Consider the following 13852-nt stretch of genomic DNA (forward strand, 5'->3'; position numbering starts at 1 on the left):
ACTTCATTGATTTTGGTACGTGAGAGTATGCCATCCTTACGCACTTCTAACTGCACCTCTCCCATCTGGTCCGTTCGATATACATGCGTACCGATATTACTTAAGCGGTCCAAGACATCTGGCGCAGGATGACCATATAGGTTTCCAGCTCCTACTGAAATCACAGCCGTTCGGGGCTGCCAATATTCCAGCCATTCCTGCGAAGTTGAGTATTTGCTCCCGTGGTGAGCTATTTTCAAAACATCGAGGCGAGGCGGCTCATTGTTTTCTCGCAAACGACTTAGGAGCGCCAGCTCTGAATCCTTTCCCATGTCTCCTGTAAAAAGCCACTTCGTCCCCAGCATTTCCAGCAAGAGTACGACGGAATATTCGTTTTGCTCCTTCACAACCTCCGTATTTCCCACCGTTTCTGAAAAAGGATACAACACCCGTAGTCGGGTTACAGGATCTACTGGTATCCAATCGCTTTGCTCTCCAGCAAGCATCGGAAATTTGCGATCTAAGGCGGTTAGGAATAGTTTCTCAATGCCCTTATTGGGATTGTAGGTGCCGTTGAACACGAATTGCTTAACAGGAATTTGCTCAATTACAGCCTGAAGCCCTCCGCTGTGATCGGCATCTTCGTGGGACAACACAAGGAAATCCAATTGATGAACACCACGTTTTTTGAGCAACGGAACAAGCAGTTTTTTCCCTACTTCATAAGGATCTTTTCGTACTTTCCAACCCTCGCCAGCCTTGCTGAACGTAATTGTACCTCCGCCATCTATTAGGAGATTTCGGCCATATGGTGTTCGGATTAAAATGGCATCCCCTTGACCGACATCCAAAAATTGAACAAGTCCGGTCTTTTCGAGTCGGTCTGGGGAATAGCCTATCCACAAGAGGATAAGGAAACCTCCTACAGCAAGCCATAGCCCAATTATGTGTCTCCTGATCCCTCTATCTTGTACACTCTCTAACCTAATCGGCGGCTCATCCATGTTGCCGAGAAACCATTGCCGCCAAAACGGATTCCACACCAGCATGATCCAAGCCACGATCGCCATGCTATGCAACACATCCTTCGTTACTCCTTTCCTTGCCGCGTATAATGCCACCATGGCCATCAATCCCGCTCTTACAATGGACGGAGATGCCCCTGTCAGCAGTATGTAGAAGGGAAGCAGCCAAAAGCATATGCGCAAATACGTTTCTTTCGTTAGTTTTAAGCGCCGCATACCCCAGAAGCAAACGCCTAGGAACACAGCAACATTCAAGCCTGATATGGCTAAAATATGGGTCAGTCCCAGCTCCGAAAATTGCTGAAAGCGTTCGGGATCCAGATCGTCGGTCAACCCGATCAGCATGCTCTTCATAAACCCCGCCTGCGGCGCGGGGAAAATCAGGTCCATGCGGCGGCTGAGGCTCTCCCGCAGCAGGTCGTTCCAGCGCAGCAGCTGAACTGCGCTGTAGCGCGCAGCCGCAGGCTGCACCTGCGCCTGATCCACCCCTTTGGCCAAGAGCTGCCAATGGGTGTGGTGAAGGCGCAGATATCGGCGGTAGTCGAAGCCGCCGAAGTTACGGGCCAGGGACGGGCTGCGCAGCGTCCCCGTGAGCGTCAGGGCGTCGCCTCGGCGCCAGGCCGACGCCACCTCCTGCTGCGCCTGCGCCAGCAAGCGCAGCGAGACCTGCACGCTTTCCCCGCCGAGCGGGAAAGCGTGGCCCTCCTGGAAGCGGATGGACTCCGCTTCCATGGTAAAGCTGGCCCTGTCGCCATCGACGGTGACAGGGGAACTGAACCGGCCGAGCAGCGTGACTTCGCGGCCGTCCGGGTTCTCCTGCTGCGCGAGGGGCAGCAGGGCTGTGACGTTGCGCTGGTCGGTCCATTGGAAGTATCCGTAGGCTACTCCGACCAGCAGGAGAGCGCACAGCGGCTGTCTGCCGGGCAGCCGCAGCAGGTGGATGACAACGATCGCCGCAAGCATTAGCGCGCTCGTCGTCATCGACAACCACGGCAGCTCGCTGTAGAGCGCGAGCACATAGCCAGTTATCCACAGACAGCATCCTATAACAACTGGTCGTTTCATTTGAGTTTGATCCTCCATTCAAGATAAACAAAAAACCTCATTCCGACAGAGCCTTTTGAATTAGGCTGCTGCTGGAATGAGGTTCTTCCTCAATATCGATTTAAAATTGATTAATTCACGACGTCAGATACAGTGCCAGGCGGAGGTTCATACCCTTCCATAGAGCGGAAGGTGATGCCTCTAGCAGACATTAACTGGTTGACTTTCTCGTTATCCTTCGGATAGCCGCGATGGAAAACAATCTCGGTCACACCGCTGTTAGCGAGCATATTTGCACAAGTCCAGCAGGGCTGATCGGTGACATAGACGGTAGAGCCCTCCCGATCCTCGCGATCTGTAAACAGAAGAAGATTTTGCTCGGCGTGGATGGTGCGAATACAGCGCTGCTTGCGCACTACTTCCTCAACATCCTCCACCACTTTCAGCTCGATTTCTTCAACAAGCATGCAGCCTGCTTCTGTACAATCAGCTACCCCCATTGGAGCACCATTATAAGCAGTTCCGAGCAGCTTTTTGCCTTGAACAAGCACAGCTCCGACGTGCCGTCGATTGCATCTGGAACGCGTGGAAGCCATATAGGCAATATCTAGAAAGTAAGTATCCCAGTCTTTGCGGTTACTCATCGTAAGCTCCCCCTCCCATGTGTCCTATATATTCCTTTTTTCATTTCTAGTATTCTCTCATACTTCATCTCCAAATGGAAGAAAGGACTATATTGAAGTTACGTAAACAAGAGGCTTCAGCTTCTCCAGCATTTTATCCCCAATGCCCTTCACCTCCGTTAGCTCTTCAACCTTGCTAAATCTCCCTTTTTTCATGCGGTAATCCAGAATTGCTCTTGCTTTGCTCTCACCTATCCCTGGCAAATCATTTAATTGCTTAAGCGTTGCGGTGTTCAAATCCAATAGACCATGAGAAGGCGGCGGTGATGGGCTCGCAATAGCTCTTGCATCTGGGCTTGGACTTCCTTTTGGCTTCGATATAGGTGATTCAGAAGTGATGTTTGCAATTGAGGCAGCCGGAGACGCGCCTGGGGTGGAGGGAGTTGAGGTTTCAGAGGTTGCGGAAGTTGCAGGAGTTGAATGAGCAGCAGAAGCAGATGAGGTTCCTAGAGCTGTTTCCTCCCCTTCCACGATCAGAGCTTCTATTTGCGCATTCACGGGTTCAAACCCCGTCTGTATCATCGATGACCGTCCTCCTGTCATATAAGGCCACACGATAAAAACGACAAAACAAACAATTATAGAAAGATACAGATATTTTCGATATCGAAATACGATCACGAATTCCCTCCTAACATTAAAAATTAACAGGCATAATAAAAAAACAAGCTAATCTTTCATAATGACAGAGAAGCGTGCATATACATGAAAAAGCATCCGAATGGCATCCAAAACTAACCCCGTTCTATAAATATTAACGAAAGTGACTGATTTTTTCGGGAGGGATTACTAGATGAAAGCAGGATTCATCGGTACTGGCAGTATGGGAAGTATTCTGATTGAAGCGTTCATTCATTCTGGGGCTTTCAATCCGGAGCAAATAATTGCAGGAAATCGTACGATTCGTAAAGTTGAGCTTCTTGCGGAGACATATCCTGGGCTTCTGGTAGCCCAATCGAATAGAGAAGTCGTGCTGGAGAGCGATATTATTTTCCTTTGTGTGAAGCCTTCTGAATTTAAAAAGGTTATTGATGAAATTAAAGAGGACGTGCTTCCCACCCAATTCATCGTATCCATTACAAGTCCTGTGCTGATCAAGCATTTGGAAGGTCTTTTGCCATCGAAAATAAGCAAAATCATTCCAAGTATTACGAACTATGTATTAAGCGGTGCTACACTCTGTATTCATGGTAATCGGATGCAGCCAGAGGATAAAGAATGGCTTGAAAATTTATTCGCTCATATCTCGTCCCCGATTCGGGTCTCTGAAAATTATACACGTATCTCATCCGACCTATCGAGCTGCGGTCCTGCATTTCTTGCCAATTTCGTTCAATCTTTCATCGATGCAGCGGTTGAAGTAACAGGCATCTCCCCTGAAGAAGCAACTCTGCTTGCTAGTGAGATGACACTTGGAACAGGCAAGCTGCTGACGACGGGCGGATTCAACCCTGTGACCTTGCGGAAACGCGTCTCTGTGCCCGGCGGTATTACAGCCGAAGGATTGCGTATTTTGGATGAAGAACTTTCCGGCGTTTTCTCACGCGTCATCCGCGCTACTCACGCCAAATATCAAGAAGACCTTGAGAAGACTGAGCAGCAATTAACAATCAAGCAGCAGTCTTCTCAATAGTCTTTCTTTTGACTAGCCTACAACGATGTTCACTAACTTCCCTTTTACAACAATCAATTTGCGAACGGCCTTTCCGGCGGTCGCTTCTTTGACTTTATCAAGATCAAAAGCGATTTTCTCCATCGCAGCTTCATCGGTATCTTTTGAAATCAGCACGCGGTCCACAATTTTGCCGTTAACCTGTACCACGATCTCAATTTCATTATCGACGGTCCAAGCTTCGTCATAAGTCGGCCATGGCGTGTACGTAATCGACTCCGTACCACCAAGCTTCTCCCACAGCTCTTCCGCCAAATGCGGTGCAAGCGGAGACAACATCTGAACGAAGTTTTTCATTGCTTCGAGCGGTAAACGCTCCGTTTTGTAAGCTTCATTGACGAAAATCATCATTTGGCTGATTGCCGTATTGAACCGCAGTGCTTCGAAATCCTCGGTGATTTTTTTGATGGAACGATGCCATGTTCGTTTGAACGTGTCACTTCCAAGTGTTTCATCCGCGCTGATTTTGGATTGAACTTGACCGTTCTCATCCACAAACAGCCTCCACACACGGTTCAAATAGCGGTAAATTCCGTCCACACCCGTCGTATTCCATGGTTTTGTCGCTTCAAGCGGGCCCATGAACATTTCGTAAATACGCAGTGTATCCGCGCCTTGATCGCTCACGATATCATCCGGATTTACAACGTTGCCGCGTGATTTACTCATCTTCTCCATATTCTCGCCAAGAATCATCCCTTGGTTCACCAGCTTATGGAACGGCTCTTTGGTATGAACAAATCCAAGATCATAAAGCACTTTATGCCAGAAACGGGCATACAGCAAGTGAAGTACCGCATGCTCTGCGCCGCCGATATATAGATCAACTGGCAGCCATTGCTGTTGAAGCTCTTGTGAACAGAACTCTTTATCATTGCGAGGATCGATGAAGCGCAGGTAGTACCAGCAGCTGCCAGCCCATTGCGGCATCGTATTCGTCTCGCGGCGGGCTTTCATGCCCGTTTCTGGATCGATCGTATTCACCCATTCCGATACGTTCGCTAGCGGTGATTCCCCTGTACCCGAAGGTTTAATTTCATCGACTTGCGGAAGCAGAAGCGGAAGCTGGTCAACTGGTACAGGCTTCATAGTGCCATCTTCCAGATGAAGAATCGGAATCGGCTCTCCCCAGTATCTTTGACGGCTGAACAACCAGTCTCTCAAACGGTAAGTGACCTTACCGCGGCCTTTGCCGCTCTCTTCAAGCCAAGCGATCATATGGCTAATTCCTTGCTCAATGTTCATGCCATCAATTGGTCCGGAATTCACATGAGCGCCATCTCCAGCATAAGCTTCTTTCTCTACATTGCCGCCTTGCACGACTTCAATAATCGGCAGATCAAACTGTTTAGCAAACTCCCAGTCACGTTGATCGTGTCCAGGCACAGCCATGATCGCTCCCGTACCGTAACCGCCAAGTACATAATCAGCGATCCAGATCGGCACTTTCCCGCCATTTACAGGATTAATCGCATAAGCACCGGTGAATACGCCTGTTTTGTCCTTAGCCAAATCCGTGCGCTCCAGATCGCTTTTGCGGGAAGCTTTTTCTTGATATTCCTTCACAGCAGCAGATTGCCCATCCGTCGTAATTTGCTCGACAAGCTCGTGCTCAGGGGCAAGTACGCAATAAGTCGCTCCGAACAAAGTGTCTGGGCGTGTTGTAAATACGGTCAGGCTCTTCTCTTCATGCCCTTCGATAGCAAATTGAACTTCAGCCCCAGTCGATTTACCGATCCAGTTGCGCTGCATATCCTTAATGCTCTCCGACCAGTCAAGCTCCTCCAGATCCTCAAGCAAGCGCTCAGCATATTCCGTAATTCTCAAAATCCACTGACGCATCGGTTTACGAATAACCGGGTGGTTACCACGTTCACTCAGACCGTCGATGACCTCTTCATTGGCAAGCACTGTTCCTAGTGCTGGACACCAGTTCACAGGTACTTCATCTACATAAGCAAGCCCTTTGTTGTACAACTGGATGAAGATCCATTGTGTCCATTTGTAATACTCCGGATCTGTCGTGGAGATCTCACGATCCCAATCGTAGGAGAACCCGAGCGATTTGATTTGACGACGGAAAGTATCGATATTTTTCTTCGTAAAGTCACGCGGATCATTCCCTGTATCCAACGCGTATTGCTCAGCCGGAAGTCCGAACGCGTCCCAGCCCATTGGGTGAAGAACGTTATAGCCTCTCATCCGTTTAAAACGGGACACGATGTCCGTTGCCGTATAACCTTCCGGATGTCCTACATGCAGACCGGCTCCTGAAGGGTACGGAAACATATCCAGCGCATAAAATTTCGGTTTATCCGAGTTTTCCAGCACTTTGAATGTTTTCTTGGCATCCCAATAACCTTGCCATTTGGGCTCAATCGCTTGTGGATTRTAGCCTTGTAATTCCTTTGTTTCTTTCGTTTCCTGTGTCATGTGAAATTTCCTCCCTGTGTACGGCTATAAGCGCCAAAAAACCCCTCATCGCTAGCGGATATCGCTAGGGACGAGAGGTTAGATTCCCGTGGTACCACCCTAGTTAACACGAGGCATACTTTGCCTGTGTTCACTCTGCCCCTTAACGCGGGTGAAACGATCCGGCTAGCGCCAACGTGCATGGCGATTCACCATCTAGCTCCAAGGCGAGTTCACATGACGGACATCTACCGGCTTCCACCCTTTAACCGGCTCTCTGCGAGATGCTGTGCAAGTTACTAATCCTCTTCCAAGCTTTGTGATCATCTGATTAGCTTTGATTATATGTAAAATAATGCCGTACTGTCAAGCGGCGGGGCTCCTTATGCTTTTATTTCCTTGCAATAAAGAAAGCCCGCTCTGTCAGCTTCGTAGGCTGTTCCCACGTAAAGTCAGCAGCCTTGTGTACTTCACGAAACCCTGCCGCTCGCAGCATTTGTTCTAGCCAATCTAGCTCATACGCACGCTGCTCATGCGTTTCATCAATCCGTCGGAACAGTTCCTTGCCGCCTTCCTCTTTGACAAAGATGGTCAATTCGTGCTGAATTTGAACTCTTTCCTCATCCAACTCGCTTGTCCAAATGTAGGCTACATCATCTTCGTTCAAGAAAAAGGGCTGAGACTCCGCATAGGCAAACAGCTGCTCAGGCGTATGCACATCGAACAGGAATAATCCGCCTGGCTTAAGGCCTTCATAGGTTTGACGAAAAGCATCTACGATGTCCTCTTCCTCTAGCAGATAGTTCAGACTATCACAGAATGATAGAGCGGCATCAACCGGTTCACCAATCTCCCACTCTCGCAAATCCTGCTGAAATAAGCGAACAGCTCCGCTGCGCGCAAGCTGAGGCTGCTCTCCTGCTTTCTGTTCAGCTACAGCCAGCATATCCTCCGACAAGTCTATTCCTGTCATCTGATAACCTTCTAGCGCCAGCGGAATCGTCAAATTGCCAGTACCGCAGCCGAGATCCACGATCGAAACCGGCTTCACGCCAAACCGCTCAAAGCTTTCTTTGACGAAACGAAACCAATCCTCGTAAGGCATACTGTTCATTAGACGGTCGTACGTATAGGCAAATTTCTCATAGCTCATTTTAACTAGGATTCTCCTCTTGTTTCAGATAGGTCCAATCGTCCTCCTGATAGATGAGCCCGTCTTTCATCAGCTTGCCTAGTGCACGCTTAAATGCCGCTTTGCTTAGGGCAAACCGCTCCTTAATGATATCGGCAGACGTTTTATCTGAAAATGGCATGGCATTTCCAGGTCGCGACTTTAACACACTAAGAATTTTCTCAGCATCTTCATCCATGCCTTTTTCCTTCGGTTGTCTCATGGACAGGTTCACGCGACCATCCTCTTCGCGAACGAAGGCGACTCGCACTTCAACAAGTTCGCCCACGCGAAGTAAACGTGTTCTCTCCGTAGGAGCGATGAGGCCGATTACACCGTAACCGAGAACGCCAGCTTCGCAAATAACGAATGTACCCATCTGCAGCGGTCTGTACACACGGGCTTTCACCCAGCGGTTGCTCCAGCTTGCGGGAGCACGCACACAAAGTGGAGCCAGATCGTCTTCCAGAGCCAGCTTCGCAATTAAGCGACCTTGACGGTCATGAGCTAACGTTGCAAACACCTTGTCCCCTACTTGAGGTCGCAATTCCTCGAATTCCGGCACATGACGATAAGGAAGAAGCAAGTTGCGGCCTAATCCCATCTCCAGAAAGTAACCAAATCTCGGGTGAATATCGACAACCTCCAGCAACCCGACTTCGCCCAACTGGATTAACGGACGTTTCATGGTAGCCATCAGCCTGTCCTGCGTATCATGGAATAAAAAGGCTTCCACATGCTCACCAGGTTTGATCTTGCCCACAATTTCCGCATACGGTAACAGTACATCCTGATAGCCGTCACTCAGAAAATAACCGTTAGGCGGAACTTCCCTCGCTACCTCAAGGGTAACGAGGGATCCTGCTTCCAGTCTCATACGCGCTCCACAACTTTGGCATCGGACCAAAGTCTTTCGATGTTATAGTATTCGCGATCATCGCGGTGGAATACGTGCAGAACAACGTCTCCTAAATCAAGCAGAACCCATCTAGCCGTGTCAATACCTTCATAACCTCTGATTGTAACGCCGTATTCGTGCGCTTTCTTTCTAGCTTCGCTGGCAATCGCCTGTACTTGTGTTTCTGAATTTCCGTGGCAGATAACGAAATAATCCGCAATCATGGATACGCCTTGCAGATTAAGAGTTACAACGTCTGCTGCTTTTTTATCCTCAGCCGCCTCAACGACAAATGCTAAAACTTCCTCTGGGTTTTTACTCATTCAATCAACCTCCATAAGTTAGGTGTTTATTTGTTGAATCAAATCATTCCGTGTCAAAATGGTAAGCGGATAAATTCGTTTTCCTTTTTCAATTAAAAACCGAATCGTAGAATCAAAACCGACAACTAGCGCCTTCTCCAAGCTGGTCTTGGCTTCTTCGCGGATGAGCTCAACCCCGGGGAATTCAYGGCCTGGCTCCATATAATCCGCTAAACATACGATTTTGTCCAGCAATGTCATCCGTTCGCGACCTGAGGTATGATACCGGATTGCATCCAATATCTCCTCGTCCTGAATACCAAATTGCGACTGAGCAATGAACGCCCCAGCATGAGAATGCCAAAGCTCCTTGTCAAAATCCAATAAATCTTGCGGCAGCCCATTCTCGCGAATAATCTTAGCTTGCTCCTGCACAGGCCAATACTTGCAATAGTCATGTAAAATAGCTGCAAGATCTGCCTTGACAGGATCTCCACCGAATCGCTTCGCAAGGATGACGCTTGTTTCCATGACACCAAGTGTATGGAGCCAGCGCCTCTCGGGCATCTGTTCTTTAACTGCGGCGATTAGCTTCTCACGCTTCATACAATCGGTTCACCTCCATGTAACCATTCACGACTTCTGGAACAAGGTACCGGACCGATCGTTGCTGCCCTCGCTCCTCGCGAATTGACGTGGATGAAATTTCAACAAGCGGCATAGGGACAATGGTTACACGGGAGCGGATGTTAGCCGACATATGCGCCATATCCAGTTCGTAGCCAGGTCTGGCTAAACCGATAAAACGAATATGCCGCACGATGTCATCGATGCGATGCCACTGCGGCAAATATTGAACCATATCTGCACCTATAATATAAGCAAATTCTGTAGTGGGATATTCTTTGCGCAGCAATTCAATCGTATCGATACTATAAGATACGCCGCCTTTACTGATTTCGATATCAATCGGACGAAAAAAAGGATTCCCTTCCGCAGCAAGGCAAACCATCTCCCAGCGCTGCTGCGTAGTGGCCTTCGGCGCATTGGGCTTATGCGGCGGCACATTAGCCGGCATCAGCCAGACTTCGTCTAATCCTGCTTCCACCCTCGCCCGCTCCGCTGCGATCAAATGACCGGTATGGATCGGGTCAAAGGTTCCACCCATAATTCCGACAAGCATGCTTACACCTCTTTAGCTCGGCAGTTCAATCTTTTTCTTATCACGCGATTCTTTGTAAAGCACGACCATTTTACCGATCACTTGTACGAGCTCAGCGCCGGATTTCTCGGACAATTCAGCGCCTACTTCAGCACGATCTTCTCCACTGTTGTTCAGCACTGTAATTTTGATCAATTCACGAACTTCCAGCGCTTCTTGGATGTGACGGATTAAGTGATCGTTCACGCCGCCTTTTCCTACTTGGAAAATTGGATCTACATGGTGCGCTAGCGAGCGCAAATAACGTTTCTGTTTGCCTGTTAACATTGATGTCCCTCTATTCATTCTTATTCAGCTAACGACTGTTCTACCACCTGTCTCATCGCCGCAACGGGCGCAGGTTGACCAGTCCAGTATTCAAAAGCAAAAGCACCTTGATAAATAAACATGCCTAGTCCGCCATGAATGCGAGCTCCCAAGGCTTCAGCCTCTCGAAGGAACCTCGTAATACGCGGATTATAGATCAAATCACTAACGAGATGATGTTCTCTTAAAAGTTCAATCGGCATCGGGAGTTCATCCGTGTGTGGATGCATGCCTGCCGAGGTTGTATTCAGTACGAATTCCACTTCATCTACGACATTYGAAATCTCATCCAGTCCAAGACCGATTGTCTTCGTAAAAGCGCTGATTGTCTCCGCAAGCTCCAAAGCACGCTCTTTGGTTCGGTTTGCAATATAAATGCAGCCTGCTCCCTCTTTGGCGAGCGCATAGGCAACACCTCTAGCGGCTCCGCCTGCTCCGAGTACAAGAACACTTTTCCCCAACAAGTCAATGCCAGTCTCTTCTTTGAGCGATCGTACATAACCGATACCGTCCGTATTGTAACCGATGAGCTTGCCGTCTTCATTCACGATTGTATTCACCGCGCCAACGACCCGAGCTCCCTCGTCAATCTCGTCCAGATACTGCATAACTTCTACTTTATGAGGAATCGTGACATTAATTCCTCGATAACCCAGCGCCCGAATCCCCCGAACTGCTTCCCCAAGTTCGTTAGGACGCACATGAAAAGCAGCATAAACCGCGTTAATGTCTGCTTCTTGAAAAGCACGATTCAGCATGATGGGAGAACGGGAATGCCGAATCGGATCTCCGAAAACCCCATATAGAATCGTATGACTGTCAATCGCCCGGCTCTTCTCCATGGTCTGGTCCCCCTATATCAATGACTCCCGTGTGATAACCTTGATCCCCTTCGGTGCATGAACGGCAAGCTGTGAACCAGCTAGGCTGTTCACTTTGATCCAACCTAGGCCGGAGATGAGCACATCCATTTGCTTCCCCTTAGGAATGTTCAGCCCGTGCTTCACAAGCGGAGGCAGTTCGTCCAAATCCTCTTCATTCGGAGGCGCAAGCATGACACCTTTGTGATCTGCGTACAGATCATCTGCCCGCTCCAACTTCGTGCGATGTATTYGGATCGCGTTGGACGTGTAGCATGTGAACGACTGGTGGTCGCCTTTTATAAAATCAAACCGAGCTAGCGCGCCAAAAAACAACGTTTGTTCTTCATTCAACTGAAAAACAACCGGTTTGAGCGGCTTATCTGGCATGATACGAACCAAATCACGTTTCTTCACAACCTCGGTTAGACGGTGCAAGTGTACAATCCCCGGCGTATCTACGATAAACCGGCCATCGTCGAGCRGGATTTTGACCAAATCCAGCGTCGTGCCCGGGTATTGGGATGTTGTAAGCTCCGCTTCCAAATCGCTGTAATCGCTGATTAAACGGTTAATAAGCGTCGATTTGCCGACATTCGTAGCACCAACAACGTACACATCCATGTCACCGCGGTATTCCTGCACTGCGGTAATTACGCGATCGAAACCGATGTTTTTCTTCGCGCTGCAGAGCACAATGTCAACAACCTTAAGGTTGGCCTCTTTGGCTCTACGCTGCACCCAGTTGATGATCTTGTTGGCATTGGTCACCTTCGGCAGCAAGTCAATCTTATTGACGACAAGCAGCACCGGATTCGATCCGACAAAACGACCCAAACTGCTGATCATGCTGCCTTCAAAATCAAAAATGTCCACAATCTTCACAACTAGCGCCTTGGTTTGGCCGACATGTCCAAGCAATTTCAGGAAGTCGTCCTGCTGCAGCGTGATACTCGATGATTCATTATAATGCTTGATCCGGTAGCAGCGCTGGCAAATAACCGGTTCCTTCTGCAGCGCTTCTGCCGGAATAAATCCGAGCTTGCTTTTGTCTTCTGTTTGCAGCAATACGCCGCATCCCGCACAATGATTAATCGTTTCTGTACTCATGAAACCTCCTAATTCTTCATCCTGGCATTCGCCCATTTCTCAATCCGCCGGTTAATTCGTGTGAAAAAACCTTCGTCATTAATAGAAATCGGATTTACCAGAATCGTGTAAAGCCCCATTCGATTGCCGCCAAGTACATCCGTCAGCATTTGATCGCCTATGACCGCAGTTTGTCTCGCATTCGTACCAAGCAGCTTCATAGCTCTGTGAAATGAAACGTTCCATGGTTTCTTGGCTCTGTGAATGAATGGAATGCCTAACGGCTCCGCAAAGGCGGATACGCGCCCATGATTGTTGTTGGACACGATGACGACCTTGAAGCCCATCTTCTGCAATCGGTTCAACCACTCTATTAACTCTGGAGTCGCATGCGGATCGCGCGCGCCTACGAGTGTGTTATCGAGATCGGTAATGATACCGCGAACACCAAATCCCCATAGATGATTGGCATCAATATCATAGATTGTATGCACGGACTGTCTGGGTACGAGCTTTTTCAGCAAACCATTTCCCTCCACTGCTTCCTCGACATATACGAGAAACTATACCATAGTGACCCGTTTGTTGCAAAAAGAAAAGAACATATTTTCCCACTAGGTACGGGCTGGAAGCGGCAGCCAGTTCAGGACATTTTGAATTTTACGATCCCAATAGCCCCACTCATGTTCCCCGGGACCTTCCTCATAGGTCAAGTCCAGACTCAATTCCCTGCAATAATTACGGAAACGGATATTATCTTCATATAAGAAATCTTCCGTGCCGCAGCACTGATATAAGGCCGGCTTCGGTCCCTTGCTAACATTCACCTGCTCTGCCAAGTAGAACAAATCATTCTTACTACCTTTGATAGTCGTCACATCGCCATAAATCAGCTTGAATTCATCCGGAAAGTTCAATGCTCGATGCGAAATATCTACGGCGCCTGACAAGCTGGCAGCAGCAGCAAACCGATCTGGATGAGTAAGCGCCAGCTTCATCGCGCCATATCCACCCATCGACAATCCCGCAGCATAATTCAATTCTCTTTCCTCAGCCAACGGGAAAAAGGATCTAGCAATCGCCGGCAGTTCCTCGCTAATAAACGTCCAGTACTTCGGACCTGCCGCCATATCCGTATAAAAACTGCGGTTAACAGCTGGCATAAGAACAGCAATCCCTAGCTTGGCCG

General features: G+C 48.7%; 15 protein-coding genes and 1 other annotated feature. Of the genes, 1 reads left to right on the plus strand and 14 read right to left on the minus strand.

The genetic code is table 11. The features are described 5' to 3' along the window. The 3 genes from AC1DUA_RS05230 to AC1DUA_RS05240 all read right to left on the minus strand — a co-directional run. Positions 1-2087 (minus strand): ComEC/Rec2 family competence protein (locus AC1DUA_RS05230; protein ID WP_477498710.1); only part of this gene is annotated, 2087 nt, incomplete at its 3' end. Between the two features lie 92 nt (positions 2088-2179). Further along, complete coding sequence (locus tag AC1DUA_RS05235) at positions 2180-2692, minus strand: deoxycytidylate deaminase (protein WP_477498711.1); 513 nt, start codon at positions 2690-2692, stop codon at positions 2180-2182. Between the two features lie 87 nt (positions 2693-2779). Then, the gene (locus AC1DUA_RS05240) at positions 2780-3253 is read right to left on the minus strand and encodes a ComEA family DNA-binding protein (RefSeq protein ID WP_477498712.1); all 474 of its coding nucleotides are present in this window, start codon (positions 3251-3253) and stop codon (positions 2780-2782) included. 271 nt (positions 3254-3524) lie between these two features. On the opposite strand from AC1DUA_RS05240, the gene comER reads away from it, so the two are divergent. Next, entirely contained in the window at positions 3525-4364 is an 840-nt protein-coding gene (gene comER, locus AC1DUA_RS05245; RefSeq protein WP_477498713.1) for a late competence protein ComER, read from the plus strand. A 12-nt stretch (positions 4365-4376) separates the two neighbouring features. On the opposite strand, the gene leuS is transcribed toward comER, so the two are convergent. The 11 genes from leuS to AC1DUA_RS05300 all read right to left on the minus strand — a co-directional run. Further along, positions 4377-6836: a leucine--tRNA ligase gene (gene leuS / locus AC1DUA_RS05250; protein ID WP_477498714.1), complete on the minus strand. Its 2460-nt coding sequence runs from the start codon at positions 6834-6836 to the stop codon at positions 4377-4379. A gap of 63 nt (positions 6837-6899) precedes the next feature. Continuing rightward, positions 6900-7137 (minus strand) — a binding site (T-box leader). Positions 7138-7206: 69 nt separating this feature from the next. Further along, positions 7207-7968, minus strand: a complete 762-nt coding sequence (locus AC1DUA_RS05255) for a class I SAM-dependent DNA methyltransferase (protein ID WP_477498715.1) — start codon at positions 7966-7968, stop codon at positions 7207-7209. A 1-nt stretch (position 7969) separates the two neighbouring features. Next, positions 7970-8863, minus strand: a complete 894-nt coding sequence (locus AC1DUA_RS05260) for a CvfB family protein (RefSeq protein ID WP_477498716.1) — start codon at positions 8861-8863, stop codon at positions 7970-7972. Further along, entirely contained in the window at positions 8860-9207 is a 348-nt protein-coding gene (rsfS, locus tag AC1DUA_RS05265; protein ID WP_477498717.1) for a ribosome silencing factor, read from the minus strand. Before rsfS ends, AC1DUA_RS05260 begins: the two co-directional genes overlap by 4 nt. 18 nt (positions 9208-9225) lie before the next feature. Continuing rightward, positions 9226-9792, minus strand: coding sequence for a bis(5'-nucleosyl)-tetraphosphatase (symmetrical) YqeK (yqeK, locus tag AC1DUA_RS05270; RefSeq protein WP_477498718.1), 567 nt, complete (start codon positions 9790-9792; stop codon positions 9226-9228). Then, positions 9782-10369: a nicotinate-nucleotide adenylyltransferase gene (locus tag AC1DUA_RS05275; RefSeq protein ID WP_477498719.1), complete on the minus strand. Its 588-nt coding sequence runs from the start codon at positions 10367-10369 to the stop codon at positions 9782-9784. Before AC1DUA_RS05275 ends, yqeK begins: the two co-directional genes overlap by 11 nt. 12 nt (positions 10370-10381) lie before the next feature. After that, positions 10382-10675 (minus strand): ribosome assembly RNA-binding protein YhbY, encoded by a 294-nt coding sequence (gene yhbY / locus AC1DUA_RS05280; protein WP_477498720.1) that lies wholly within the window; start codon positions 10673-10675, stop codon positions 10382-10384. Between the two features lie 20 nt (positions 10676-10695). Continuing rightward, complete coding sequence (gene aroE, locus AC1DUA_RS05285; protein WP_477498721.1) at positions 10696-11556, minus strand: shikimate dehydrogenase; 861 nt, start codon at positions 11554-11556, stop codon at positions 10696-10698. Between the two features lie 12 nt (positions 11557-11568). Next, positions 11569-12684 (minus strand): ribosome biogenesis GTPase YqeH, encoded by a 1116-nt coding sequence (gene yqeH, locus AC1DUA_RS05290; RefSeq protein WP_477498722.1) that lies wholly within the window; start codon positions 12682-12684, stop codon positions 11569-11571. An 8-nt stretch (positions 12685-12692) separates the two neighbouring features. Next, positions 12693-13187 carry a YqeG family HAD IIIA-type phosphatase gene (locus AC1DUA_RS05295; RefSeq protein WP_477498723.1) on the minus strand — a complete coding sequence of 165 codons (495 nt, stop codon included), beginning with the start codon at positions 13185-13187 and terminating at the stop codon, positions 12693-12695. Positions 13188-13277: 90 nt separating this feature from the next. Continuing rightward, positions 13278-13852 (minus strand): alpha/beta hydrolase (locus AC1DUA_RS05300; protein WP_477498724.1); only part of this gene is annotated, 575 nt, incomplete at its 5' end.

Source organism: Paenibacillus sp. 01T422 (assembly GCF_056398785.1).